This window comes from Agromyces protaetiae (assembly GCF_030866785.1).
GTDB lineage: Bacteria > Actinomycetota > Actinomycetes > Actinomycetales > Microbacteriaceae > Agromyces > Agromyces silvae.
The window spans coordinates 2,649,092-2,675,495 of record NZ_CP133018.1 but is presented as its reverse complement, the minus strand read 5'-3'; the positions used below and the strand labels follow the sequence as shown (position 1 = coordinate 2,675,495).

The window sequence follows — 26,404 nt, the reverse complement described above, 5'->3', positions numbered from 1 at the left end:
GACCTCGCCCTAGACTGGGAAGTCGCGGAGCTGTGGATGACGCCCGCGGATGACCCGGATCCGTCATCGTGGCGCCGGGTCCTCAGACACGAAAAATCAGACACAGGAACGGGGTCGGTCGGGTGCGGGTCGGAGTGATCGGTGGCGGTCAGCTGGCGAGGATGATGATTCCGGCGGCGATCGAGCTCGGGGTCGAGCTCCGCGTCCTCGCCGAGACCGAGGGCATGTCGGCGGCACTCGCCGCCGACCGGGTCGGCGACTACACGGATGCCTCGACGGTGCTCGAGTTCGCGCGCGACGTCGATGTGATCACCTTCGACCACGAACATGTCCCGCAGGACGTGCTGCGTGCGCTCGTCGACGCGGGCGTCCCGGTGCGTCCCGGTCCCGGGGCGCTCGCGATCGCGCAGGACAAGCTGCGCATGCGTGAGCGGCTCTCCGAGCTCGGCCTCCCGGTTCCCGACTGGGCCCGGGTCGAGACGCCGGCCGAGCTCGACGAGTTCATCGCGGCGCACGGCGGCGTCGCCGTGGTCAAGACCCCGCGGGGCGGCTACGACGGCAAGGGCGTGCGCGTGGTCCGGTCGGCCGGCGAGGTCGGGGAGTGGTTCGCGACGATCGCCGAAGACGGTCAGCCGGGCGCCCTGCTCGCGGAGGAGCTCGTCGAGTTCCGCCGAGAGCTCGCGCAGCTCGTCGCGCGCCGCCCGAGTGGCGAGATCGTCGCCTGGCCGCTCGTCGAGACGGTGCAGGTCGGCGGTGTCTGCAGCGAGGTCATCGCGCCCGCGCCGAAGTCGGCGGGTCGCCTCGCCGATCGCGCGGGCGACATCGCGTTCGCGGTCGCCGAAGGGCTCGAGGTGACGGGGGTGCTCGCGGTCGAGCTGTTTGAGACGGTCGACGACCGGGTGCTCATCAACGAGCTGGCCATGCGCCCGCACAACAGCGGCCACTGGTCGATGGACGGCGCGACGACGGGGCAGTTCGAGCAGCACCTGCGGGCCGTGCTCGATCTGCCGCTCGGCGGGACCGGAACGCATGCGCCGTGGGCCGTGATGGTGAACATCCTCGGCGGCCCCGAGGAGGGCACGCTCGCCGACCGCACGCCCGCCGCGCTTGCGGGGCACCCCACGGTCAAGCTGCACGCCTACGGCAAGTCGCCCCGGCCGGGCCGCAAGGTCGGCCACGTCACGGCGATCGGCGCCGACCTCGACGACGTCGTCTACGAGGCCCGCGCCGCGGCAGCGGAATTCCAGGGCTGACGCACGGGTGGCGCTGCGGGGTTCTCACAGCGCTCAGCTCTACACTCGATCGGGTGACTGAGACGAACAACGCACCGCTCGTCGGCGTGGTGATGGGCTCCGACTCCGATTGGGGAGTCATGCGCGAGGCATCCGAGCTGCTCGAGCAGTTCGGCGTGCCGCATGAGGTGGAGGTCGTCTCGGCCCACCGCACGCCCGAGAAGATGATCGCCTACGGCAAGCAGGCCGCCGGCCGAGGGCTGAAGGTCGTGATCGCGGGCGCCGGCGGCGCGGCGCACCTCCCGGGCATGCTCGCGTCGGTGACCACGCTCCCGGTGGTGGGCGTGCCGGTGCCGCTCGCGCGACTCGACGGCCTCGACTCGCTGCTGTCGATCGTGCAGATGCCCGCCGGCGTGCCGGTCGCGACGGTGTCGATCGGCGGCGCGCGCAACGCCGGGCTGATCGCCGTGAAGATCCTCGCGACCGCTGACACGCGGCTCACCGACGCGCTCGCCGGCTATGCCGCAGACCTCGCCACGATGGTCGAGGAGAAGAACGAACGGTTGAAGCAGTCCCGATGACCCTCGCCGCCAGCCCGATCCGTTTCCCGGACACCTCGTCGCGTCTGCTGATGACGCGTCGCGCGTGGTGGCTCGTCGTGCTCAACTTCCTCATCCCCGGGGCGCCGCAGGTGCTCGCGGGCAATCGCCGCCTCGGCCGGTTCGGGCTGGGTGCGACGCTCACGCTCTGGGCGCTCGCGGTGCTCGCGATCGTCGTCTGGCTGCTCTGGCCCACGGTGTTGCTCTCGGCGTTCTCGCAGTCCTGGTCGCTCTGGATCGTGGCCGCGGCGCTGACGTTCTACGCGGTGCTCTGGGTCGTGATGACGCTCGACACGCTGCGGCTTGTGCGGCTCGTGAAGACCGCGCCCTCGGCGCGCGCCTGGATCGCGGGCCTCACGACGGTGGTCCTGGTCGGGCTCTCGGGCACGGCCGCCTACGGCGCGTACGTCGCCACCACGGCGAGCGGATTCCTCGCGTCGGTGTTCGTCGCCGGCCCATCGGAGCCGCCCATCGACGGCCGCTACAACATCCTCCTGCTCGGCGGTGACGCCGGGCCCGACCGCGACGGGCTGCGGCCCGACAGCATCCGGGTGATCAGCATCGACGCCGAGACCGGCCAGGCGGTGACGATCGGCCTGCCGCGCAACATGGAGGACGTGCCGTTCGACGACACCTCACCGCTGAGGGCGGTCTACCCCGAGGGCTACGGCGCGATCGACGGCTGCGAGGTCGACGTCTGCCTGCTCAACTCGATCTACACCGAGGTCGAGCTGAAGAGCCCCGAGATGTATCCCGACGCCGTCGCGGCCGGCAGCGAGCCCGGCATCGAGGGCATGCGCGACGCCGCAGAGGGCATCACCGGTCTGCAGATCCAGTACTACGTCCTCATCGACATGGCGGGCTTCCAGCAGCTCATCGATGCGCTCGGCGGGGTCACCGTGAACGTGCCGGAAGACGTGCCGATCCACGCCGACGAGACCTTCACGACCGTGGCCGAGTGGATCCCGGCGGGCGAGCAGCACATGGACGGCTACCACGCGCTCTGGTACGCGCGCTCGCGTCACGGCACGAGCGACTACGACCGGATGGCGCGTCAGCTCCAGATCCAGGAGGCGGTGCTGGCGCAGTTCAATGCCGCGAACGTGCTCACCAAGTTCCAGGAGATCGCCGCCGCGGGCTCGCAGGTCGTGAAGACCGATGTGCCGCAGTCCATGCTCGGCTACTTCGTCGACCTCGCCTCGAAGACCAAGGAGCTGCCGATCATCGACGTGCCGCTCACGCCCGACAACGGCTTCGACCCCGAGGATCCCGACTACGCGTACGCGCTGCAGCTCGTGCAGCAGGCCGTGGCGCCGCCGCCGACCGAGGAGCCCGCGGAGGGCTGAGCCGGCCGCCGCGATCCGGCACTACAGGTCGGCGTGCAGCTGCCAGACCCGCTCGGCGGAGTCCGTCCAGCTGAACGCGCGCGCCCGGTCGTGCCCGGCGATCACGAGCCGCTCGGCGAGCGCCGGACCGTCGACCACCGCGGTGATCGCCGCGAGCAGCGCATCGACGAAGTCGTCGTCGTCCGGAACGGCCAGCCCGGCCCCCGCCGACACCTCGGCGTACGCCGGGATGTCGGAGTGGATCACGGGCACGCCGAGGCTGAACGCCTCGATGAGCGAGGTACCCGAGCCCTCGTCGTGGCTCGGAGCCACGAAGGCCGTCGCGCCCGCGAGTACGGCGGCGAGCAGGCCGGGTTCGGGGTCATCGAGGTGCCGTACCCGCTCAGGCGCGACGCCGGCTTCGTCGGCCGCGGTGGCGAGATGCTGCTCGCCCCACGACTCCGGCCCGATCACCACGAGCGGCAGGTCGGGGGCGTCGGGCCGGCCGAGCGCGGCGAGCACGTCGACGACGCCCTTCCTGGGCTCGAGCGTCCCGGACACCACCAGATAGTCCGAGGGCAGGCCGAGTTCCTCGCGCCGACGCGACGCGTCGTCGCCGGGCTCGAGCCCCGCGCGCGGCGCGGTCGGGATGACGCGCACGCGGTCGCCGAAGTCGGCGACCATGCCGAGTTGCTCGGCGAGGGCGTGCGTCGGGACGACGACGGCGTCGGCGTGCTTCCTGGCACGCTTCATCATGCCCTTGTGCCACGCGACGGACGTGCCGCTCAACGCCTCGGGATGCGTCCACGGGAGCAGGTCGTGCACGGTGACGACGATCTGGGTGCCTTCACCTCGGTCGTGTTTGCGCAGCGGGGCGAGCAAGCTCGGGGCGTGGACGAAGCCCGCCGCTGCCGCCGTCGGCACCCCGAGCTGCCACGCGGCCGCGAGTTCGCGGCGGGGGAGCGCGGTGCGGTGCAACTCCGCCAGCCCCGGCACCGCGTTCATGATCCGCTCGTCGTCTTCACCTGGCACCGCGGAGACGATTCCCTCGACGGCGCAGCCGTCGGGGGCGGTGGCCACGACCGCCCGCGCGAGATCGCCGGTGTAGCGGCCGAGTGCGCCGGGCATGGGCGCGACGATCGGGTCGACTATGAAACGAAGAGTGGTCACTGGCATCTGCTCCTGTCGGAGACACCCTAACGAACCCGGCTGGGATGGTCCGCGGTCGGCGTCGCCCGGCGTCGCCAAGATGCTCGGGTAGCATCTTCAGGCGTGCCGCTCCTGCGGCCGACACGACGAAAGGCGGGCCCGTTGGACTGGCGACGTCTGACGCCTTCGCGAGTTGCGCGCGCTCTTGTGCGGCGGGCTCGCCCGCGGCTCCACGCAGCGGGCGCCTGGATCTCCGGGCGCGTCGACCGGGTCCGGGCTACCGTCGATCCCCACATCGAGATCCCCGACGAGCGCCGGCTGCGGTTCGCGAACCGGTTCAGCCTGGCCCGGGTCACCGGCAGCGGGCCGGATGTCTCGCTGACCAGTTATGGCGAACGTCTCTCGACCGTGCATCTGGCGATCGAGTCCATCGCGCGGGGCGAGGTCAAGCCGCGCGCGCTGTACCTCTGGATCGACGACCCGGAGCGGCTCGCCACACTGCCTCGGAGCCTGCGCCGTCTGCAGCGGCGCGGACTCACGATCGGCAGATCCGATCCGTACGGGCCGCACACGAAGTACTACCCGTACCTGCTGCAGGTCGCTGAACCCGCAGCGCCCCTGGTCACCGCCGACGACGATATCGTCTACCCACGGAGCTGGCTCGAAGGTCTCGCCGCAGCTGCCGCCGCCGCACCGGATCAGGTGCACTGCTATCGCGCCCACCGCATCCGCATCGAAGACGGCCGCATCGCGCCCTATCTGTCGTGGCATCCGTGCCTCGACACCGTCACCACCTCACTCAACTTCCCGACAGGGGTGTCGGGGGTGATCTATCCGCCATCGGTGCTGCGGCAGGCGAAGGCGGAGGGCACGGCGTTCCTCGAGCGCTGCCCGGCCGCGGACGACGTGTGGCTGCACCACTGCGCCGTGGCGGCCGGTGCGCCGGCGCGTCAGGTCACCCCCGTGCAGCAGCATTTCCCGATGATCGAGGGCAGCCAGGTCGTGACGCTGATGTCGAACAACACCTACTCGGGCGGCAATGACGGGCAGATCCGGCGCACGTACACGGCTTCCGACGTGGCCGTGCTGGTCGCCGCGGCGGCGGCGGGTCAGGACCGGGTCAGGTAAGCACGGAGCTTGGCCGGGATCGGCCCGCGGATGCGGAAGAACCCGTGCACTCCGCCGACGAGCGTGGCGATGAGATGCCGCCAGCGCTGCGGTCCGCTGACGACGGCGTCGAGCGCGGGCCCGATCTGCCGCTTCACGACCGCGGCCGCCCATCGCGGGTGACGCCGGACGGTCCGGTACACGAGGTCGATGTTGTTGCGCACGATGTAGTACTGGCGGAACGGCGAGTGGTACTGGTACTCGAATGCGCCGGTGCGGTTCGGCAGACGTAGGCCGAACGGCCGGAACGGCACCATCTCGCCGAGCTCGTGCGCGATGTCGGTGCCTTCGGCGATCGCGATCCGGAACCCTCGATCGCGCACCCGGATGCAGTACTCGGTGTCGACGCAGTCGATGACGAGTCGCTCGTCGAAGAGCCCGGCCCGTTCGAACGTCTCACGTGAGATGACGAACCCCGACTGGATGGCCTCGGGCACGAGCCCGATGCCCTCTGGCGAGACCCAGGTCGGGATGGAGGGCTGACCGTTGATGGCGTCGGCGCACACGATGCCGAGGTGGGTGACCCGATTCGCGCGCGCGAAGGTCGCGAGGCACGCATCGACGTAGCCAGGGGGCAGCAGCGTGTCCTGATCGGTGTTGACGACGTACTCCGCGCCCTCGGCCAGCGCGCGCCGCACTCCGGCGTTCAGAGCCGCGGCGATGCCCCGGTTGCGCTCAAGCTTGATGATCCGGGCGCCGACCGCCTCGACGCGGGTGAGCACATCGTCCGCGCCGGGTCCGGAGCCGTCGTCCACGACGTAGAGCACGTCGACCTGCCCGGCGAGCGAGCGCATGTGGTCGACGACGTCGTCATCGGGGCGATATGTCGGTACGACCGCAGCGACCCGTGGGCGGGCATCCGCTTCGCGTGCGCTGCCTATCGCACCTCCTGCACTCTCCGCGACGCGACGACGTTCCGAATGGGGCATTAGGCTAGTTTAGGTCCGCCGATGAGAGGGAAGAGACCGACTGTGACGCACGAGCGCGACGCCTCCTGGCTCGATTCGAGGCCGTCCGCACTGCCGGGCGATACGGAACTCGATGCCGAGCAGCGCCTCGAGTACGTGGACCGGATCATCGGTCTCGAGCAGCAGGTCAGAGAGCTGCAAGCCGCAGCGATCCTCTCGCCGAGTGAAACGGTAGCCGCCGAGCGGAACCTTGCGAGCATCCGCGGCTCGGCGACGTGGCGGGCCGGGCGCGCCGTCATGCTGCCGGTTCGCGTGCTCCGTTACGCGAAGCGGCGAATTCTCCGATGATGGTGGGAGTGCCGCCGGCGCACCGTATGGAGATCTGGGTCGACCTGGCCGGCACGCCGCCCGAGCGCACCGCGACGATCGTCTCGGCGCTGCGGACGGCCGGCTTCGAGGCCGATCGCATCCGATTCGTGTCCGATGCGAACCAGGTCGGCGTTGAATCGCCCGGCGCCGAGTTCGGCATCGAGACGCTCACGGATGTGGCCGCGCTCACCGAGCGCCTCATGCAGACCGAGGCGGAGTTCGTGTGCGTCGTTCGCCGTGCTGCCGTCGTACCGGGCCTCGCCCCTGTCACGGTCGGATTCCTCGATCGGTTCCCGCAGGTCGCGCTGGCCTACGGTGACTCGAGCACGGCCGGCGGAGCGCCGTTACTGCGCCCGCGGTTCTCGCCGATCCGGCTGCGCGGCAATGACTACCTCGGGCCCGTCGTCGTCGCACGCGCGGCGGCGCTCCGGACGCTGAGTCCCTTCCGTGCCGATGCGCGCGGTGCGTCGATCTACGACCTCTTCCTCCGCGCCGCGGATCACGGTCTCGAGATCGAGCTCATCCCGGACGCGCTGGCCATTGAGGACCTGGTCGAAGACCTCGACGGCGAGGTCGCGTTCGAAATGAGCGCGGCCCAGGCCCGCGTCGTGCGCGAGCACCTCGCGGCGGAGCACATCGAGGCCGAGGTCGAGGAGATCGAACCGTTCGTCCGGCGCGTACGTTATGCCGTCGACGGCGAGCCGCTCGTCTCGATCGTGATCCCGACGCGCGGCGGTGTCGCCGAGATCGCCGGCTACGATCGGGTGCTCGTCACCGAGGCGGTCCGCGGAATCGTCGATCGCACCACCTACCGGAACCTCGAATTCGTCGTGGTCGCCGACCGGGACACCCCCGAATCGGTCATCGCCGACCTCGAGGCGCTGTGCGGCGACCGTCTCCGGCTCGTGGCCTGGGATGCACCCTTCAACTTCAGCGCCAAGATGAACCGCGGCGCCGTCGCCGCCCGCGGGGAGTACCTCCTTCTGCTCAATGACGACGTCGAGGTCGTCACCGACGATTGGATCGACACCATGCTGGGGCTCGCGCAGCAGCCTGGCGTCGGCATCGTCGGCGCTCAGCTCCACTTCGAGGACAGCACGATCCAGCACGCCGGGCAGATTTACCTGCAGGGCGTTGCTGGCCACGCCGGATTCGGGTGGCGCGGTCGTCAAGACGACGGGATCGCCTCCACCAAGGTCGACCACGAGGTCTCTGGCGTGACGGCGGCCGCGGCGATGATTGCGCGCGATCTCTTCCTCGAGCTCGGCGGGTTCACGCTCGAGCTGCCCGGCAACTACAACGACGTGGACCTGAACATGAAGGTCCGCGAGCGCGGCTTGAGCGCGGTGGTGAGCCCGTGGGCACGTCTGTACCACTTCGAGTCGAAGACCCGCGATCCGAAAATCCTCGGCTCGGACATCGCAACGCTGCAATCGAGATGGTCGCGCCGCATGCAGACCGAGCTCTACTCGAGGATGATGTGACGCTCGCGCGCGGTCACGCGTCGAGTACGCCCTCGGCGGAGGCGGCCCGAAGAGCGTCACGCCAGTCGCGCATGGGCGCGACGCCGGCACGGTTCCAGGCCTCGTGTCCGAGCACCGAGTACGCCGGTCGAGGCGCGGGCCGCACGAACGCTGAGCTGTCCGTCGTGGTGATCCGCTCGGGGTCGAGCCCGGCCTCCTCGAGCACGGCGCGAGCGAACCCGTACCAGCTCACCTGACCGCCGTTCGTGCCGTGATAGATCCCGGCGGGGGCGTCGGCGTCGATCATCGTCACGATCTGCCGCGCGAGGTCGCCCGTCCAGGTCGGCTGCCCCACCTGGTCGTCGACGACGGCCCAGGTGTCCTTCGACTCGGCGAGCTTCAGCATGGTCTTCGCGAAGTTCGGGCCGTGGGCTCCGTACAGCCACGCGGTGCGCACGACGAACGTCGCGCCCGGGTTCGCCTCGAGCGCCATGCGCTCGCCCGCGGCTTTCGTGCGGCCGTAGGCCGAGATCGGGCCGTACGGCTCGTCTTCGGCATAGGGCGAGGTGGCGCTGCCGTCGAACACGTAATCGGTCGACACCTGCACGAGACGGGCGCCGGCGAGCGATGCCGCACTCGCGAGGTTGGCGGCGCCCGTCGCGTTCACCGCGTAGGCGTCGTCCTCGTGCGACTCGGCGTCGTCGACCTTCGTGTAGGCGGCCGCGTTGATCACCACATCATGACCCGCGACGGCATCGCGCGTCGCGGAAGCATCCGTCACGTCCAGATCCGCGCGACCGAGCGCGGTCACCTCGCGACCCGCGAGCGCGTCCTGCAGGTCGCGGCCGAGCATGCCGGATGCCCCGGTGACGAGGTATCGCACGCTCACTGCCCCTGCTCGCGGTAGCGGGCCTCGGTCTGATCCTTCTGCGGTGCCCACCAGGCCTCGTGGTCGCGGTACCACGCGATCGTGTCGGCCAGTCCGGACGTGAAGTCGGAGAACTGCGGCTGCCAGCCGAGCTCGGTGCGCAGCTTCGTGGAGTCGATCGCGTAGCGCAGGTCGTGGCCGGGGCGGTCGACGACGTGGTCGTACGCGTCCGCCGGCTGCCCGAGCTCGGTCAGGATGAGCTCCACCACCTCTTTGTTGTTCTTCTCGCCGTCGGCGCCGATCAGGTAGGTCTCGCCGATCTCACCCTTCTCGAGGATCGTGAGCACGGCGGAGGAGTGGTCGTTCGCGTGGATCCAGTCGCGCACGTTCTCGCCCTTGCCGTACAGCTTCGGCCGTTCGCCGCGCAGCACGTTCGTGATCTGGCGCGGGATGAACTTCTCGACGTGCTGGTAGGGGCCGTAGTTGTTCGAGCAGTTCGAGATGGTCGCCTGCAGGCCGAACGAGCGCACCCACGCGCGCACGAGCAGATCGCTGCCCGCCTTGGTGGACGAATACGGGCTCGAAGGGTTGTAGGGCGTCTGCTCGGTGAACCGCTCGGGGTCGTCGAGCTCGAGGTCGCCGTAGACCTCGTCGGTCGAGATGTGGTGGAAGCGTGTGCCGTGCCGGCGGGCCGCCTCGATCAGCGTGTAGGTGCCGATGATGTTCGTGTCGAGGAACGGGCGCGGGTCGGAGAGCGAGTTGTCGTTGTGGCTCTCGGCCGCGTAGTGCACGACGGCGTCGGTCTCGGCGACCAGGCCGTCGACGAGCTGGGCGTCGGCGATGTCGCCCTTGACGAAGCGGAAGCGGTCGTCGGGGAGGCCGTCGAGCGAGGCGAGGTTCCCGGCGTAGGTCAGCTTGTCGAGCACCGTCACCGTGTGGTCGGTGTGCTCGATCACGTAGTGGACGAAGTTGGAGCCGATGAAGCCGGCACCGCCGGTCACGAGGAGATTTGACACCCGGTCATCCTAGCGAGGCGAGGCTGGAAGGTCGCGGCGTACCGGCCCGGCACGCGGGCCGCTGACCTGGGATTGCTACACTCTCGGGGTGCAGATCCGCGAATTGAAGATCCCCGACAGCTACGAGATCACACCCAAGCAGTTCGGGGACGACCGCGGGGTGTTCCTCGAGTGGTACCGGTTCGACCGGCTCGAAGAGACCATCGGCCACCCGCTGCAGCTCGCCCAGGGCAACACCTCGGTCTCCAAGCGGGGCGTCGTGCGAGGCATCCACTTCGCCGACGTGCCGCCGAGCCAGGCCAAGTACGTGACGGCGACGCACGGCGCCGTGCTCGACTTCGTGATCGACATCCGCGTCGGCTCGCCCACGTTCGGCCAGTGGGACTCGGTGCTCCTCGATGACCAGGACCGACGCGCGATCTACATCGCCGAAGGGCTCGGGCACTGCTTCATCGCGCTCAGCGACGATGCGACGGTCAGCTACCTCGTGACCTCGACGTTCAACGCCGAGCGCGAGCACGGCATCGACCCGCTCGACCCGACCGTCGGCCTGGAGTTCCCGGTGGACCGAGACGACCTCCTGCTCTCGCCGAAAGACACCGACGCGCCGAGCCTCGCCGAGGCGGCCGAGACCGGCCTGCTCCCGACGTGGGACGCGGCCCGCGCGTACTACGCCTCCCTGAACGAAGGACACTGATCGACGATGCGCGGCATCATTCTCGCCGGCGGCTCCGGCACGCGGCTCTGGCCGATCACCAAGGGCATCTCCAAGCAGCTCATGCCCATCTACGACAAGCCGATGATCTACTACCCGCTGTCGACGCTCATGATGGCGGGCATCAAGGAGATCCTCGTGATCACGACGCCCGAGTACAACGACCAGTTCAAGGCGCTGCTCGGTGACGGATCGCAGCTCGGCATCAGGCTCGAGTACGCGGTGCAGCCCTCGCCCGACGGTCTCGCGCAGGCGTTCATCATCGGCGAGGAGTTCATCGGCGACGAGTCCGTCGCCTTGGTGCTCGGCGACAACATCTTCCACGGCACCGGACTCGGGTCGTCGCTGCGCGCCAACGGCGAGATCGACGGCGGCCTCGTGTTCGCGTACCACGTGTCCAACCCGACGGCCTACGGCGTCGTCGAGTTCGATGACGACATGAAAGCGGTGTCGATCGAGGAGAAGCCGGTCACGCCGAAGAGCAACTATGCCGTCCCCGGCCTGTACTTCTATGACAACACGGTCGTGCAGATCGCCAAGACGATCGAACCCAGCGCGCGCGGCGAGCTCGAGATCTCGACCGTCAACGAGCGGTACCTCGACGCCGGCCGGCTGCAGGTGCAGGTGCTCGACCGAGGCACGGCCTGGCTCGACACCGGCACCTTCGAATCGATGATGCAGGCGTCGGAGTACGTCCGCGTCATCGAGGACCGACAGGGTTTCAAGATCGGATGCCTCGAAGAGATCGCCTGGCGCGCCGGGTGGATCGACGACGCGCAGCTGGCCGAACTCGCGGCCCCGCTCGTCAAGAGCGGGTACGGGGCGTATCTGCGGCGGTTGCTCGCACCGTAAGCGGGCGCCGCGGCCGGCGGCGCCACCTGGTCATCCGTCGCTGAGCTGGATCTCGGGCCGGGCATACACGACGCCTGTGGCGTCGTCCTGGTCGGTGACCGAGAACGACGCCGCCTGCGGCAGGTCGAAGAGGTGGCGCCCGTCGAGATCCATGAGCGACACGTTCACGAAGTACTTGCCGCCTGAGAACATCGCGTCGCGCACGGTCAACGTGAGTGTTCGCTCGCCGATCAGTCGGCCGGGAACGAGACCGACCCGCTTGGTCGTCGTGCCGTAGACGGCTTGGCCGGCCACATTGTCGATCTGGATGCCGCAGATCCAGTCGTCCAGGCCAGACGAATGGCTGAGCGTGGTGGTGATCTCGATGTCGTCACCAGGCTGCGCCCGTTCGCCATCGGCCCGGCCTATGACGCGCACGTGGGCGTCGACGATCTGGGCGTTCTGCATCGCGGGGTCTGGCGCCGCCTCTTCCTGGATGTGCTCCTGCCGGCGCTCCTCCAGCAGGTCGCGGAACGCCGCGACCGCCTCCCACGGATCGCCGGCCTGCACGACCTGGCCGTGATGGAGGAGGACGACCTGGTCGCACAGCTCTTGCACCTGGCCCATGGAGTGCGTGACGAGAATGATCGTGCGTCCCTCGGACTGGAACGACTTGATCTTGTTCATGCACTTGCGCTGGAACGCCTCGTCGCCCACGGCGAGCACCTCGTCGACGATCAGGATGTCCGGATCGGTGTGCACGGCCACCGCGAACGCCAGGCGAACGTACATGCCGGAGGAATAGAACTTCACCTGGGTGTCGATGAAGTCGCCGATCTCCGAGAACGCGACGATGTCGTCGAACCGCTCTTCGGTCTCGCGCTGGGACAGCCCGAGTACGGAGGCGTTGAGGAACACGTTCTCCCGGCCGGTGAGATCGGGGTGGAAGCCCGCGCCGAGCTCGAGTAGCGCCGCGATCCGGCCGCGTGACTCGACCCCGCCGCTCGTGGGTTCGAGGATGCCGCCGATGACCTTCAGCAGGGTGCTCTTGCCGGACCCATTGTGTCCGATCAGCCCGATCGTCTGGCCGGCCCGGATCTCGGTCGAGACGCCGGACAGTGCCCAGAAGTCTTCACGGTGCTGGCGGCCGGCTCGGCCGAACGTGACGATGCGCTCCTTCAGCGAGTTGTCCTTGCGGATGCTGAACCGCTTGGAGACGTCGTCGACCCGAACGACGACGGGGGGCTCGGAGGAGGCTGCGCCGGTTGACTGGGTCATCTGGATGCTTTCTTTGACGTGCGGCTGACGGTCCGGCGGCCCGGCCGGGTCAGGATCGTGGAACGCAGGTACAGGCCGCAACGGAGCGCCGCGCGCAGGGGGGCCTGATACCAGCGGCCGTATCGGCGGCTGAGGAACAGCGCGGCGCTTCGATGATGCGCGCGGAGCATCGCGTCAGCGCTGGTCGAGGTCGAGTGCGCGCCCGTGTGCTGCACCGTGGCCGCCGCGACGAAGCGATTGCGCCCGCCGTTGGACTGGATGCGGGCACCGAGATCGACGTCCTCGAAGTACATGAAATACGATGTGTCGAATCCGTCGAGCGTGTCGAACCATGCGGCCCGTATGAGCAGGCATGCGCCGGAGAGCCACTCGACGTCTCGGTCGCGTGTGTAGTCGTCGATCGCCCGGTACCGCTGCGTCCACGGGTTCGACGGCGCGATCGAGCCGAGAAGCGCGTGACCGACGCCCGTCGAAACCGAGGGGAGCCGCCGGGCCGAGGGATACACGATGCCGTCGGCGTCGACGATCCTCGGTCCGACGGCGGCGACGTCGGAGTCCGCGTGCTGGAGTCCGTCGAGCATCGACGGGATGGCGTCACCGAGGAATCGGACGTCGGGGTTCGCGATGAGCACGGGCCGGCCGGCGTGCGGCACCGTGGCGAGGCCGTGGTTGATCCCGCCGCCGTAACCCAGGTTGCCAGGGGCCTGGACGAACCGCACGCCGAGGGCCTCGGCGCGCCGGCGCGCGTCGTCGGCGTCCTCGGCGCTGTTGTTCACTGCCACGATCTCGAGCTCGACGTCCCCGGCCGAGCTCCTCGCGGAGTCGACGAAGCCCGCGAGCTCATCGCCCGAGCGGTACAGCACCGTGACGACGATCACGCCGGTGCGCCGGTCTCTCGCGTCGCTCACAGCGCCTGCGCGAAGTTGCCCTGCAGCTTCCGGAACACCTGGTGCGTCACGACGACGAGCACGAGGCCGATGACGAGGGCGATGCCCATGCGCAGCCAGAGCAAGGGGGGATAGGCCGATGCCACATCGCCCGACACCCAGAAGGCGCGTTGGAAGCCGAGCACGGCGAGCGTGATCGGGTTGTTGGTGTAGACCTCGAGCAGTGGACCGTTGCCCACCGTGTCGCGCACCATCGTCCACGCGTACACGATCGGCGAGGCCCACATGAGGAGCATCACGGCGACCTCGACGAGGTACTGGATGTCGCGGAGGTAGACGTTCGCCGCCGACAGGAGCAGGGCGAACGCACAGCCGTATACGAGGATGAGCAGGATCGACGGCACCGCGTAGAGGAGGTCGGCGTGGAGCGGCGCGACGCCGAGCACCACCGTTGCGAGGATGAGGACGACCAGTTGGATGCCGAAATTGAACATCGCGGAACCGATCGAGGCGAGCGGGAAGATCTCGCGGGGCATGTTGATCTTCTTGACGAGACCGCTGTTGCCGACGATGGAGCCGACGCCGCCCATGACGATCTCGCTGAACAGCCCGTAGATGGTCAGTCCGGCAAAAACGTAGATCGCGAAGTCGGGGATGCCTCGAGCAGCGCCGAGGAACTGGCCGACCACGACGTAGTAGATGACCAACTGGGTGAGTGGACGCACCAGCGTCCAGATCAGCCCCAGGCTGGAATCCTTGTATCGAGCCTTGATGTCCCGGCGGACGAGCAGGCCGAGCATCTCCCGCTGTTGCAGGATGCGCCGGATCGGTGTCGCGCTGGCCACTCTGCCGTTGACCGTCCCGGAGATCGGCAACAGCGGTGCGTCGTGCAGGCGCGCGAAGCGGGCACGGCGCACGGCCGAAGGATCCATCGGGGCAGTCATAACTCGACGATCATAGCCGCCGATCCATGAGCCGATGCTCAGCGTGGGCCGCGTCGGACGACGCCGGCGAGTCGGTCCGCGAGCCGCACCATGCGGCGGGCGTGCATGGCCGTGAGCTCGGCGCGCACCGCCGCGAGCTCGGTCTCCGCGGCGGCGAGCGCCGCGCGTTCTCCGCTGAGCTCGCGCTCGAGTCGTGCTCTCGTCTCGTCCAGCTCGTTCCGGCGGAGTTCGAGTTCATGACGGAGCCCGCGCGCATCGTCGCTCTCGCGCCGGTGGTCGTTCTCGAGGCCGATCAACCGGCGCTCGATCGGCTGGAGCCGCGCCCACAGCGCGCGCTCGAGCGCGACGGAGTCGGCCGGGAGCGGGACATCGTCCACCGGCGATGACACGCTCAGCGAGATCCGGAGATCTTCGACCAGCGCACCCGAGGCCAGGCCGGCCTCGAGCTCGGCGCGATCCGGATGCCGCGCGACGTACGACGCGAGCAGCACGCCGTCGCGGAGGCGCCGGTAGTCGCGCATCCCGTGATGATTCGCGCTCGGTTCGAGGTGGGGCGAGCTCTCGTACGCGAGACCGGACCGCTCGACCTTGCCCCCGAATTGCGACCACGAACGCCAGGGGAAGTGCAGCACCTCGACGGCGACCCCGGGGGGCGGCGTGCCCTGCGACGGGATGCTCACGAAGTGGTTTCCCTGCGAGACCGTCACCTCGGGGTCGCCGACATGCGCGGCGTCGTGCGTCGCGTGGTCGTTGATGCCGAGCTCCTGCATGCGGGCGACGGGCCGGAGGTCGCGGTAGACCAGGCGCTGGAGCCCGCTCCCGGCCTCGGCGGGATCGCCGATCATGTCGTACACCGGAACGGGGAACGAGCCGAGTCCGACGTCGATGCGCTCGAAGGCGTCTCGGAGCGTGAGTTCCGGGTCGGCGGCGACCCAGAACTCGTCGGCATCCGCGTTCAGGACCCAGGTCGCGCCGTCCTCAGCTGCCGACCGTGCCATCCGGGTCACTGTCTCGCCCTGCTGCTTGCGGTGCTCGAAGTCGTGGAGCAGACGGATCGGCAGCTCGTGCGCGAGCTCTTCCAGGATCTGCGTCGTGCCGTCGACGGACCCGTTGTCGGTGACGATGAACGCGTCCACGCCCTGCGCCGCGTGATGCCGGATCATCGCACCGACGATGTCCGCTTCGTCGCGGACCATGAGGGTCATCGTCAGTTTCACAGGGCAACCTCCAGGCGGGCGAGGACCGCGCCGGCTCGGGACGAGGCCGACAGCTCGGCACCGATCCGTTCCGGCCGCCGCGGACGAGACCCGGTGGGCAGGGGACAGGGGATCCCTCATGCTGGCACACTGAGCGCCGGGCAGGCCAGCTCGTCCAATGTGTGTCGGGACCATCGATCCGGCCCCCCTGGCATGAGCCTACGACGACAATGGGGGAGTGATGGCTTCGCGAGACGAATTGGCCCGGCGAGTTCGATCGGCCCCCCGCAGCATGCTGCGCGCGGTCCGGCCGCTGCTTGCAGACCTGCCGGGGGCGCGCGCACTCTGGACGCAACTCCGCTCGCGACGACTGCGCGCCGCCGTGGCGCGCGAGTCGACTGCGACGTATGCGAACGGCGTGAGCACGGCGTTCACGCTCTCCGCAGCAAAGCTCTGGCACCTCGAGCGGGTCCGGCCCGTGGTCATCGTGCTCCTCGGACCCGTGACGGAGCGTGACTCGGACTGGATCCTGCGCGCACACGAAGTGCTTCGGGCCCACATCCTGGTATCGGAGCGGCTCGCGTCGGAGGCCGTCCCGAACGACGACGTCTCGACCCGGTGCGACTTCCTTGGGCACGCCGAGGAGACCGATCTGCGGGCGCTGCTCATGTGGGTGCGACGGCACTGGCGGGCCTGCGACGTCTGGTTGCTCGACACTAAGAATCCGCTGCCCGACCACTGGGCCGGCGTGCACCTGCAGCACGTGGCGCACGAGTATCACGAGGACGCTGCCATCGGCATCGTGCAACCTGCGCTGACCGATGGTCGGGCGGTCTATCAGGGCCCGGAGTACGACCGTGCCGCCGGTGGCTGGAGCGGTCGGCAGCGCCATGACCGGTTCCTGCAGTACCGCATCCCGCGCTACGTGCTCGGCGCGACCGTGCACGGCACGCTGCTCCGTGCCGATGCGATCGACGCGGTCGACCTCCCCTCTGACGAGCTCGAGGGAGCGTCGTTCACCGACCAGCTGAACGTCGTCGTCAGGCGCGCCTGGCAGCAGAATCGGCGGACGCTCGCGTTCAGCCCGGTCGTGCTCGCGGTGACCGAGCCGCCCGTGTCGCCCGCGTTCACCGACGCGCATCGGACCTGGCTGGAACACCGCACGGTGACGAACGCGGCCGGCCGGCGCCGGGTGATCTTCGTGCTCAACGCCACCTCCGTGAGCGGCGGGATCCGGGTCGTGTTCGCGGAGGCGGCGGGATTGGCCGCCCGCGGCTTCGACGTCGAGATCTGGTCGCTGCAGGGCACGCCCGGCTGGATCGAGTCGAGCGTGCCGGTGACGAGCTACCGCAGGTACGAGGATCTGCTCCTGGCGCTGCGCAACGAGCGTGCCATCAAGGTCGCGACGTGGTGGGAGACCTCCGACCCGGTCTTCCTCGCGTCGGTCAACCACGGGATCCCGGTGAACTTCGTCCAGGAGTTCGAGACGTGGTTTTATCCGGATCAGCCTTGGAGTCGCTCCGCGGTCGCGACGAGCTACCGGCCTGAGCTGCTCACGCTCACGACCGCGCAGTTCCAGCGCGCCGAGCTCGCAGAGCTCGGGGTCGACGCGGCGCTGATCCCCGTGGGGTTCGACCCGACCACATTCTTCGTCGACCAGGCGGTGTCCCGCGAGCGGGACGTCGTGCTCGCGGTCGGTCGGTCGTTCTTCCAGAAGAACTTCGCGATGACGCGACGGGCTTGGGATCGGCTCGGCGATGCCCGCCCGAAACTGCTCATGTACGGCAACGAGCCCGACCTGGTCGAGGAATCCCCGTCCGAGTACGTCGTACGTCCCGACGATGCCGGCGTCCAGATCCTCTACAACCGCGCGACGTGCTTTGTGCAGACCTCGATCCACGAAGGATTCGGCCTGCCGATCCTCGAGGCGATGGCCTGCGGCTGTCCGGTGATCACCACGGACGCGCACGGCAATCGTGACTTCTGCGTCGACGGCGAAAACTGTCTCATCGTGCCTCAGGACGACGACGTTGCGCTCGCCGGGGCCATTCGGCGTCTGCTCGCCGACGAGGCGCTGCAGGAACGGCTTCGTGCGGGTGGGCTGCGGACGGCCGAGCGGTACGCCTGGCCGGTGGTCCTCGACGAGCTCGCCGACTTCTACCGCGCGGTCGACTAACACCGGTCGGGTGCGCACGCGTCGGACCTCGGACCTCCCAGATCGGGCGCCGTCCCGGTGGAGCATCCATCTGGATACCATGTAGGGCACCCGCAGCCGCCCCGAGGGAGATCATGCCGTCCGCACGCAAGCTACTGGGGCCCGTGGCCCGCCGCGTCGTCCGCCGACTCCCCGAGGGCGCCCGGCAGCGACTCGGCGCCGCGAACGTCGAGCAGCTCTACCGGCAGAACACGGCCGGTCTTGGCACGCCTCCGGCGTTCGAAGATCGTCGACCCGTGAGCATCGTGATCCCGAGCTACAACGACCTGCCGTATCTCACGGCGTGTCTCGCCTCGATTCGCGAGACTTGCGCGGGGTTCGAGTACGAGGTCCTCATCGTCGACGACTACATCGAACCCGAGAACACGCGTCGCCTCCTCGAGCTGCAGGACGAACGGACGCGCGTCATCCTGAAAGACCGGCGGCTCGGCTTCGCGGGGAACGTCAACGTCGGCATGCGCGAGGCGAGGTACGACATCGTCCTGCTGAACAGTGACATCGTCGCCAAGGCGGGCTGGCTCGACGCCCTGCAAGCGCGCGCCTATTCGAGCGAGCGCATCGGCATGGTCTCGCCCAAGCTCGTCTATCCCGACGGGCGCATCCAGTACGCGGGTACGTACTATGCGCGAGTGCTCGCGCCGCAGTGGTTCGGCCACTTCCATGTCGGCTCGCCAGCGACCCGCCCCTCCGCGAACGTGCCCGGGTACAACCGGTCGATCTCGGGTGCGTGCGTCTACATCAAGAAGCCGGTGTACGACGAACTCGGCGGGCTCGACGAGCAGTTCTGGCTCGGATTCGAAGACGTCGACTACGGGTTGCGAGCGTGGCAGTCGGGCGTTCGTTGCTACTACGAGCCCGCCGCGCTGCTCGTGCACCACGAATCCGCGACTCGGGGCTACAGCCAGGGGGCGCGTGAGCTCGCGTCGATGCGGTACTTCTGGCGGCGCTGGCAGCAGCTCTTCCTCACCCGGCGCCTCGAGGCGCGGCCCGCGCTCGACTATGTCGTGTCCACGCGTGCCGAGCCGCTCTGGGCGCGATACGTGCATGAGCAGGCCGACGCGATGGTCGCGCTCGGGTACGACGCGCGGGTGCACACCTCGGATACCGAGGATCTCGCCGACGAGGCGATCGTCGCCGAGCTCGCCGAGCGTGAGAGCGTCAAGATCGCGACCGACCGGCGTGTCGCCGAGACCGTATGGGTGTCGTCGCTGCACCGGGGCAAGCCGCTGTATCTGCTGCCTGGCATGGAGACGCTGACACACGGCGACGACCCGGCGCTGCAGGCACGGATCGTGGCCGGGTACCGTCCCGAGTTCGACTATGTGGCCCCGAACCGCTGGACTGCGGACCAGGTGCGCGCCGAGGCGGCGTGGGAGGTCGCGCACCGATTGGTGCCCGCGCTGACCGTCGCCCCGTTCGAGGCGGTCGGCGAACCGGATGCCTCGCGGGTGTGCTGTGTCGGCGACGGGGGGTGGTGCGAGGTCGTCGACGACGTCGCCGACCTGCACGGCGCTCGGGTCACCCACCTGCGCACGAATCGGGTCGACGACGAGGTGCTCGCGCGGATTGCGGAGGAACGGCCTGGGGTGATCGTTTCGTCCCTCGTCGAGGAACAGCCGCTCTCGGTGTTTGCATTCATGGCCGGCGGTGCTGCGGTCATCGCCGGCGCGAACGACCATCTGCGCTACGAAGTGCTCGATGGATACAACGCGCTCACACCCGTCGACGGGGAGTCCGACCCGTTGCGCATCGCGCTCGACTCGGTGCTCTCCGACGGTGAGATCCGCCGCGAGCTCGCCGACAACGGACGTCACTCGGCGCGACGGTTTTCGGAGGGAAATTCTCCGGCGATGGCACGGATAATCGAGGCGGTAGCCGCTACATCGGTATAGTGGCGACATCCGGGGGTTGAGACGGGTGACTACGGTCGCCTCCGGCGTGTCAATCGAACCGGGGGGACGGCGTACTCATGTGGCAACGACTCGTGGGCGCTCTCGCCGTCGCGCTGGTCGCGATCTCGGCGTCGATCGTCGGAACGGCCGCCGCTCCGGCGCAAGCGCTCTCCGGCGCTGACTTCGACCCCGGCGCGATCATCTCCGACGCGAACTTCTACAACGGTTCGGCGATGTCGGAGGCGGAGATCCAGCGCTTCCTCGAGAGCGCCGTCGGCGGACGATGCGACAACGCGAACTGCCTCGCGGCGTATCGGACCGCGACGCCGACCCGTACCTGGTCGTTCGGCACCTGCTCGACGTATCACGGCGCCGCGAACGAGTCGGCTGCCCGGATCATCTTCAAGGTGCAGCAGGCCTGCAACCTCAGCGCGAAGGTGATCCTGGTGACGCTGCAGAAAGAGCAGAGCCTCGTCACCAACCGCGCACCGTCAGACGGTGTGATGCGGAAGGCGATGGGTTACGGCTGCCCGGACACGTCCTCCTGCGACTCGACGTACTACGGCTTCTTCAACCAGATCTTCGCCGCCGGCCGTCAGCTGACCTGGTACACCAACCCCGCCGGCTCGTTCACCTCGATCAAGGTGGGCCAGGTCAACCAGGTCCGGTACCACCCGAACGCCGCCTGCGGCACCAAGGGCGTGCACATCAAGAACCGTGCGACGGCCGCGCTCTACTACTACACGCCCTACACGCCGAACGCCGCGGCGCTCGCGAACATCGGCGGAACCGGCGACGGCTGCAGCGCGTACGGCAACCGCAACTTCTGGGTGTTCTACAACAACTGGTTTGGGCCCACCACGATGCCGGGCGCCAACGAGATCACCGCGTTGTGGAATGCCACCGGCGGCGCCAGCGGGGTCCTCGGCGCGGCGACGAGCGGATTCATCACGATTGCCGAGCATGGCGGCGGTCTCGGTCAAGCGTTCGCGAACGGCTCCATCTACTGGACCAGTGCGACCGGGGCACAGTACGTCATCGGCCCGATCAAGGACTACTACTTCGCGCGGCGCGGCGCGGCGGGCCCACTGAGGTACCCGACGAGCTCCACCCAGCAGATCACGGCGCAGGGCGGCGGCGCGGGTCAGGTGTTCCAGGGCGGCTCCGTATACACCTCCGGGTTCGGCACGTTCCGGGTCGATGTACCGATTCGCGACACCTACTGGGCGTACGCCGGTGCGGCCGGGCCCTTGGGCTGGCCGACCGCCGAGTTGAGCACGTCGACGGTCAAGGGCGGAGGCTCCGGCCAGTCGTTCCAGGCTGGTGCGATCTACTCGTCGAGGTCCGGCACCTGGGCGGTGCTCGGATTCGAGCGTTACTACGCCAGCCGGGGCAACGCGACGGGCGCGCTCGGCTGGCCGGCGAGCAACCCGATCGCCATGAGTGGAGGCACCGGGCAGGCCTTCTCCGACGGCTCCGTGTACCAGCGCGCCGGCGGGGATGCGTACTCGGTGCTCGGCGCGATGCGGAGCTACTACTTCTCGTTCGGTGGCGCGACCGGTTCCTTCGGCTGGCCGATCGCCGAGCAAGAGTGCTCGGGCAACGTGTGCACGCAGCGGTTCCAGAACGCGATCCTCCGGACAGCGCCCGAAGGTGCCTCCTGGTCGTCGCCACAGATCGACGAGGCATACACCGCCGCCGGCGGTGCCGGCAAGCTGGGTGCGCCGACGAGCGGATACCTCTTCGTGCGCGAGGGCATCGGCGGCGTCGCCCGTGCCTACCAGAATGGCTCGGTGTACTCGTCGAGCTCCGGTACCTTCGCGGTCTCGGGCGCGATCCGCACGCGGTACTTCGCGTCTGGCGGCGCAGCTGGACCGCTGGGCTGGCCGACTGGAGCCGAGACCTGCGGCCTCGCCGGGGGCGGCTGCTCGCAGGCGTTCGCGGGTGGCACGGTGTTCTCGATGCCGGGCGACGTCGCCCGCGTGACCACTGCGCAGTTCTTCGAAGCGTACGCTGCCGCGGGCGGGCCCGCCGGCGTGCTCGGTGCGAGCACGAGCGACTCAATAGTGATCCCGCAGAACGGCGGTGGTCACGGGCAGGCGTTCATCAACGGCTCACTTTTCGCCAAGAACGGCGGCGCGGCGCAGGCGGTCACGGGTGACATCCGCACCGCGTACTTCTCCCGCGGCGGAGCAGCGGGTCATCTCGGCTTCCCCGCCACGGCGATGGCGTGCAGCGGCGCGGGGGGTCCCTGCACTCAAGGTTTCGACTTCGGGTCGATCAGGTGGACGGCGCAGGGGGGAGCGGTCATCTACTGAATCGGTTCGCGGCGGCGCGTCGGATAGCATGATCCGGGCCCGCATTCGCGGCGTCAGGCTGCCCGCGATCCGAGCAGCCACAACTGATCTGGGAGATGGTCGCGAGTTGGATGGTTTGCGCGCGCCGCGCGAATGGGTGATGAAGCGAGCCACCGGGCTCTGCGTCGCAGTGGCGACCGTGATCGTGCTCATCTTCGGCTATGCGATGGTGACCCTCGCGGCCGACGATCATCCTCTTTCCGTCCTCGACGAGCACGTCCACCTCGATACCCAGCTCAAGATCCACGAAGGCGAGCTTTCGTTCCGCGGCGCCCTCTACGAAGAAGACGTCGTGGACGAGTGGGCGTGCGGCATCGGCCATGAGGCCGGCGGACTCGTCCACGGGTGCGGCGATCCCGCGCTCGACGTCCGCGACGTTACCTCGGGCGAGTTCACGACTGGGTACATTCACTATCCGACCTACTTCCTCGGTGCCGAGGGATTCAGATGGGTCGTGGACTCGCTCGGGTTCGAGCTGCACGACATCACGGTCTACCGTGTGTTCAGCGCGCTGCTGATGACTCTGGGTGTCATCGTGATGGGCGTCTTCGCGTTCGTGCTCGGGCAGCGGCGGCTCGGTCTCATCGCGGCTGTGTCGCTCCCTGTCTCTGCGACCAGCATCACCGTCATGGGCGGCATGATCACGCCGAACGCCACATCCATCCTCGCGGGCGCACTCGTCGGCGGAACGGGCTTGCTCTGGATCCGACGCGGGCGGGGATTCACCTGGCTCGCGCTGGCCGCGGTGTTCGCGGCGACCACGGCGGTCGTGAACTCGCTCGTGCTCGGCGGATTCCTGTTCGCAGTCCTCGTGATCTGGATCGCGAACAAGCGCGGTTGGACGACGGCCGAGCGATGGTCGCCGAAGCTCTGGCAGCTCATCGTGCTCGCCGCGATCGTGCTGCTCCCTGTGGTGCTGTGGGGGAGGTACATTTCGGCGACCGCGACGGTCACCAACGCTGAGGTGTACGGCCCGTATCAGTTCTCAGGGTGGTCGACGATTGGAATCGGTGCCGTTCAGGAACTCCTCGCGCTGCACACTCCCTGGATCGACTGGAGCTACGCCATGCCCTCGGGCCCCGAGTTCTACTCGCGCTTGCTCAGAAGCGTCGCGATCGGACTGCCGCTTTGGATCACGGTGGCTGTGTTCGGTGCGCTCCTGTACACTGCGATCGCCGCCGACTTCCAGCGCCGAAGCGCAGTTCGTGCCCTGTCCGAGGTACCGCGCCGGCCAACCGGTACGCTTTCGATCGACGCGACATATCTCGTCGTCGTCGGCACGCTGATCACCCTGGTCTTGTACCCGGTGGCGCTCCGCGTTTCGAATGCGCTGAACTTCGGTATCGACCATCCGATCGCCTCACGCTATTCCATGCCGTTCGCCGCGCTCATCGTGCTGCTTCTGCTCTGTGTCGTGAAGCAGCGTCGCGTCAGGCTTGTCTTCGCCGCGCTTGGCGTAGTCGGCGTGATGACGGCAATCGGGCTCTGACCGAAAGTACGTGGAGCGCTCATGAGAATCGCCGTCGTCAACAACTTCTTCCCTCCACGGCCGGGCGGGTCGTCGCATCTCGCCGACCACCTCGCGCGGGCCTACGCGGCCGCCGGGCACGAGGTGCTTGTGCTGACCGCGATGTATCAGAACGCGCCGGCCGTCGAGGAACGCGATGGGTTCCGGATCAACCGGATTCCCGCGTGGACGCTGCCGAAGACGCGATTCGCCGCGAACTTCGACATCGGCTTCACGATCTCGCCGCGCGTGAAGCGCCGGGTGTTCACGCTCCTCGACGAGTTCGCGCCCGACGTGATCCACCAGCATGGGCAGTTCTTCGATCTCACCTGGCTCACCGGTTGGTGGGCGAGGTCGCGGCGCGTGCCGACGCTGCTCAGCGTGCACACGAGGCTCGAGAGTCCGCTTAGCCGCTTCAACTCGGCGGTGTACGCGATGGCCGACACCCTGCTCGTGGCCCCGCTCATGCGGTTGCACCGACCGAAGGTCGTCGTGATGGACGTGTTAATGGACCGATACATCCGGAAGCGGTACCGGCGCTCGATCAGCGGGACCGTCGCGATCCCCGTAGGCGTCGACCCGACCGTCATGCGAGGCGGCGACGGTGAGGCTGCTCGCTCGAGGCTCGGGCTGCCCACCCAGCCGCTGATCCTCTCGGTGGGGCATGTGATCCCGCAGCGCAGCCGCATCGCGCTCGTGCACGCCCTGCCGGGGATCCTCGAACGCTCGCCGGAGGCTCGGGTCGTCGTGGTCGGTGGCATTTATCACGACGAGTTCCTGAAGCTCGCCGAACGCCTGGGCGTGGAGCACGCGATTGTGACGCTCGGCGCCCGACCGCAGCGCGAGATCCCTGATCTGCTGGCAGCGGCGGACCTTGAGGTGCACGAGCTCGAAGGCGAGGGGTTCGGTACCGCGAGCCTCGAAGCCCTCGCCGCAGGCACTCCGGTAGCCGCGGCTGTGCGGCCCGACAACTTCCTCGAGTTCCGGATCGACGATGGGGAGCAGCTCTTCATCGTGCCGTTCGTGAGCGCGAGCGAGGAAAAGGCCGATCCCGATGCGCTCGCCGAGGTTGTGCTCGGCATCCTTGAAGACCCGAACGCCCGCGAGCGCGTGTCCGCGAAGGCGCAGCGGTTCGTCGAGGACCACTTCGCGATCGAGCGCGTCGCCGAGGCGCACCTCACGACGCTCGAGGGGCTCGTCCGTCAGCCACGCCGCTGAGCTCGGCCCAGGTGGCTCACTCGAGCCCGGCGGTCTCCGAGATCTGTGCCGCGATCTCCAGCGACGCGGTCGCCGCGGGCGAGGGCGCGTTCAGCACGTGCACCTGCCGCGGCGCCCGTTCGATGAGGAAGTCGTCGACGAGCGTGCCGTCGCGGCGGATCGCCTGGGCGCGGACCCCCGCGGGTGCCTTGACGAGATCGTTCGCCGAGATGCCGGGCACGAGCCGAGACAGGCTCGCTGCGAACAGCGCCTTCGAGAACGAACGTCGCACCTCGGTGACGCCGACGCCGACATTGCGCGCGGCCATCCGCAGGAATCCGCCGTACGTCAGGTCTTTGACGGCCTCGCCGAGCTTAATGTCCCGCCAGGAGTAGCCTTCACGACCGAGGGCCGTGACCGCGTTGGGGCCCGCGTGGACCGAGCCGTCCATCATGCGCGTCAGGTGGACCCCCAGGAAGGGCAGTTCGGGGTCGGGCACGGGGTAGATGAGTCCGCGGACAAGGTCGCTCCGCTCGGGGCTCAGCTCGAAGTACTCGCCGCGGAACGGCACGATCCGGGCCTGGGGGCGCAGCCCGGCCATGCGCGCGACGGTATCGCTGTAGAGGCCCGCGCAGTTCACGAGCAGATCGCCGGTCGCCTCGCCCTTCGTCGTGGTCACCACAACCCGATCGGGCCGGCTCTCGATGCCGACGACCTCGGTCGAGGGGCGGAGCTCGCCGCCCCGCTCGGCCACGAGCTCGGCGAGCTTCCGGCTGACGGCACCGTAGTCGATGATGCCGGTCGACTCGATGCGGAGCGCGGCGACGGCCGCGACGTTCGGCTCGAACTCGGCGGCGCCCGCGGCGTCGAGCTCCCGGAACGGGACGCCGTTCGCCGCGGCGCGGCGGGCCAATTCGCGGAGGGCGGGCAGCTCGCGGTCGGCGGTCGCGACGATGAGTTTGCCGGTGAGCTGCCACGGCACGCCGTGCTCGTCGGCGAACGCCTTCATCGAGCGGTTGCCCGCGGTGCACATGCGGGCCTTCAGCGATCCGGGGCGATAGTACGGCCCCGCGTGGATGACGCCCGAGTTGCGGCCGGTCTGGTGCCGGGCCCACCCGGATTCCTTCTCGAGGACGGTGACGGCATGGCCGTTGCGCGATGCGCGCTCGGCGACGGCGAGTCCGACGATGCCGCCTCCGATGATGATCACGCGCTGGGGCATGTCCCTCTTTCTCCCTCGCTCGGCGAGGCCGCTTACGCAGCCTCGGCTACTATAGATGAGGCCTCGC

At 68.8% G+C, this 26,404-nt stretch carries 21 protein-coding genes; 12 read left to right on the top strand and 9 right to left on the bottom strand.

The features are described 5' to 3' along the window. Positions 1 to 161 precede the first annotated feature (161 nt). The 3 genes from QU602_RS12320 (at position 162) to QU602_RS12310 (ending at position 3,177) form a co-directional block, all read left to right on the top strand. Complete coding sequence (locus QU602_RS12320) at positions 162 to 1,253, top strand: 5-(carboxyamino)imidazole ribonucleotide synthase (protein ID WP_373692811.1); 1,092 nt, start codon at positions 162 to 164, stop codon at positions 1,251 to 1,253. Between the two features lie 92 nt (positions 1,254 to 1,345). After that, on the top strand, positions 1,346 to 1,813 hold the full coding sequence (gene purE, locus QU602_RS12315) for a 5-(carboxyamino)imidazole ribonucleotide mutase (protein ID WP_308800167.1): 468 nt from the start codon (positions 1,346 to 1,348) through the stop codon (positions 1,811 to 1,813). Next, on the top strand, positions 1,810 to 3,177 hold the full coding sequence (locus QU602_RS12310) for an LCP family protein (protein WP_308796749.1): 1,368 nt from the start codon (positions 1,810 to 1,812) through the stop codon (positions 3,175 to 3,177). The genes purE and QU602_RS12310 overlap by 4 nt, the downstream gene beginning before the upstream one ends. Positions 3,178 to 3,198: 21 nt before the next feature. Here QU602_RS12310 and QU602_RS12305 read toward each other — a convergent pair whose 3' ends face one another. Further along, positions 3,199 to 4,332 carry a glycosyltransferase family 4 protein gene (locus tag QU602_RS12305; RefSeq protein WP_308796748.1) on the bottom strand — a complete coding sequence of 378 codons (1,134 nt, stop codon included), beginning with the start codon at positions 4,330 to 4,332 and terminating at the stop codon, positions 3,199 to 3,201. Positions 4,333 to 4,467: 135 nt separating this feature from the next. On the opposite strand from QU602_RS12305, the gene QU602_RS12300 reads away from it, so the two are divergent. Beyond that, positions 4,468 to 5,433 carry a hypothetical protein gene (locus tag QU602_RS12300; protein ID WP_308796747.1) on the top strand — a complete coding sequence of 322 codons (966 nt, stop codon included), beginning with the start codon at positions 4,468 to 4,470 and terminating at the stop codon, positions 5,431 to 5,433. On the opposite strand, the gene QU602_RS12295 is transcribed toward QU602_RS12300, so the two are convergent. Continuing rightward, positions 5,415 to 6,401, bottom strand: coding sequence for a glycosyltransferase (locus tag QU602_RS12295; RefSeq protein ID WP_308796746.1), 987 nt, complete (start codon positions 6,399 to 6,401; stop codon positions 5,415 to 5,417). The two genes, QU602_RS12300 and QU602_RS12295, sit on opposite strands and share 19 nt — an antisense overlap. Positions 6,402 to 6,443: 42 nt before the next feature. Here QU602_RS12295 and QU602_RS12290 point away from each other — a divergent pair, with 42 nt between their 5' ends. Together QU602_RS12290 and QU602_RS12285 are read left to right on the top strand one after the other, a co-directional pair. After that, positions 6,444 to 6,728 (top strand): hypothetical protein, encoded by a 285-nt coding sequence (locus QU602_RS12290; protein WP_308796745.1) that lies wholly within the window; start codon positions 6,444 to 6,446, stop codon positions 6,726 to 6,728. Continuing rightward, positions 6,725 to 8,233 (top strand): glycosyltransferase family 2 protein, encoded by a 1,509-nt coding sequence (locus QU602_RS12285; RefSeq protein ID WP_308796744.1) that lies wholly within the window; start codon positions 6,725 to 6,727, stop codon positions 8,231 to 8,233. The genes QU602_RS12290 and QU602_RS12285 overlap by 4 nt, the downstream gene beginning before the upstream one ends. 13 nt (positions 8,234 to 8,246) lie before the next feature. Here the strand turns inward: QU602_RS12285 and rfbD are convergent, their stop codons facing one another. Further along, the gene (gene rfbD, locus QU602_RS12280) at positions 8,247 to 9,065 is read right to left on the bottom strand and encodes a dTDP-4-dehydrorhamnose reductase (RefSeq protein WP_373692933.1); all 819 of its coding nucleotides are present in this window, start codon (positions 9,063 to 9,065) and stop codon (positions 8,247 to 8,249) included. A 32-nt stretch (positions 9,066 to 9,097) separates the two neighbouring features. Next, complete coding sequence (rfbB, locus tag QU602_RS12275; protein ID WP_308796743.1) at positions 9,098 to 10,096, bottom strand: dTDP-glucose 4,6-dehydratase; 999 nt, start codon at positions 10,094 to 10,096, stop codon at positions 9,098 to 9,100. A gap of 88 nt (positions 10,097 to 10,184) precedes the next feature. Between rfbB and rfbC the strand changes: the two genes are divergently transcribed. Then, positions 10,185 to 10,793 carry a dTDP-4-dehydrorhamnose 3,5-epimerase gene (gene rfbC / locus QU602_RS12270; RefSeq protein WP_308796742.1) on the top strand — a complete coding sequence of 203 codons (609 nt, stop codon included), beginning with the start codon at positions 10,185 to 10,187 and terminating at the stop codon, positions 10,791 to 10,793. 6 nt (positions 10,794 to 10,799) lie between these two features. Next, a complete protein-coding gene (gene rfbA, locus QU602_RS12265) occupies positions 10,800 to 11,663 on the top strand; it encodes a glucose-1-phosphate thymidylyltransferase RfbA (protein WP_308796741.1) in 864 nt (287 codons plus the stop codon). 30 nt (positions 11,664 to 11,693) lie between these two features. On the opposite strand, the gene QU602_RS12260 is transcribed toward rfbA, so the two are convergent. From QU602_RS12260 to QU602_RS12245, 4 genes are read right to left on the bottom strand one after another with little or no spacing between them, the layout of a single operon-like run. Beyond that, complete coding sequence (locus tag QU602_RS12260) at positions 11,694 to 12,920, bottom strand: ABC transporter ATP-binding protein (protein ID WP_308796740.1); 1,227 nt, start codon at positions 12,918 to 12,920, stop codon at positions 11,694 to 11,696. Further along, positions 12,917 to 13,828 (bottom strand): glycosyltransferase family 2 protein, encoded by a 912-nt coding sequence (locus tag QU602_RS12255; RefSeq protein WP_308796739.1) that lies wholly within the window; start codon positions 13,826 to 13,828, stop codon positions 12,917 to 12,919. The genes QU602_RS12260 and QU602_RS12255 overlap by 4 nt, the downstream gene beginning before the upstream one ends. Continuing rightward, positions 13,825 to 14,751 carry an ABC transporter permease gene (locus QU602_RS12250; RefSeq protein ID WP_308796738.1) on the bottom strand — a complete coding sequence of 309 codons (927 nt, stop codon included), beginning with the start codon at positions 14,749 to 14,751 and terminating at the stop codon, positions 13,825 to 13,827. Before QU602_RS12250 ends, QU602_RS12255 begins: the two co-directional genes overlap by 4 nt. Before the next feature lie 38 nt (positions 14,752 to 14,789). Then, the gene (locus QU602_RS12245; protein ID WP_308796737.1) at positions 14,790 to 15,968 is read right to left on the bottom strand and encodes a glycosyltransferase family 2 protein; all 1,179 of its coding nucleotides are present in this window, start codon (positions 15,966 to 15,968) and stop codon (positions 14,790 to 14,792) included. Positions 15,969 to 16,239: 271 nt separating this feature from the next. Here QU602_RS12245 and QU602_RS12240 point away from each other — a divergent pair, with 271 nt between their 5' ends. The 4 genes from QU602_RS12240 (at position 16,240) to QU602_RS12225 (ending at position 25,136) form a co-directional block, all read left to right on the top strand. Continuing rightward, positions 16,240 to 18,123: a glycosyltransferase family 4 protein gene (locus QU602_RS12240; protein WP_308796736.1), complete on the top strand. Its 1,884-nt coding sequence runs from the start codon at positions 16,240 to 16,242 to the stop codon at positions 18,121 to 18,123. Positions 18,124 to 18,236: 113 nt separating this feature from the next. Further along, entirely contained in the window at positions 18,237 to 20,054 is a 1,818-nt protein-coding gene (locus tag QU602_RS12235; RefSeq protein WP_308796735.1) for a glycosyltransferase family 2 protein, read from the top strand. A 77-nt stretch (positions 20,055 to 20,131) separates the two neighbouring features. After that, complete coding sequence (locus tag QU602_RS12230) at positions 20,132 to 22,372, top strand: LGFP repeat-containing protein (protein WP_308796734.1); 2,241 nt, start codon at positions 20,132 to 20,134, stop codon at positions 22,370 to 22,372. 1,549 nt (positions 22,373 to 23,921) lie between these two features. Then, positions 23,922 to 25,136, top strand: a complete 1,215-nt coding sequence (locus QU602_RS12225; RefSeq protein WP_308796733.1) for a glycosyltransferase family 4 protein — start codon at positions 23,922 to 23,924, stop codon at positions 25,134 to 25,136. Positions 25,137 to 25,152: 16 nt separating this feature from the next. Here QU602_RS12225 and lhgO read toward each other — a convergent pair whose 3' ends face one another. Then, on the bottom strand, positions 25,153 to 26,337 hold the full coding sequence (lhgO, locus tag QU602_RS12220) for an L-2-hydroxyglutarate oxidase (RefSeq protein ID WP_308796732.1): 1,185 nt from the start codon (positions 26,335 to 26,337) through the stop codon (positions 25,153 to 25,155). Positions 26,338 to 26,404 lie beyond the last annotated feature (67 nt).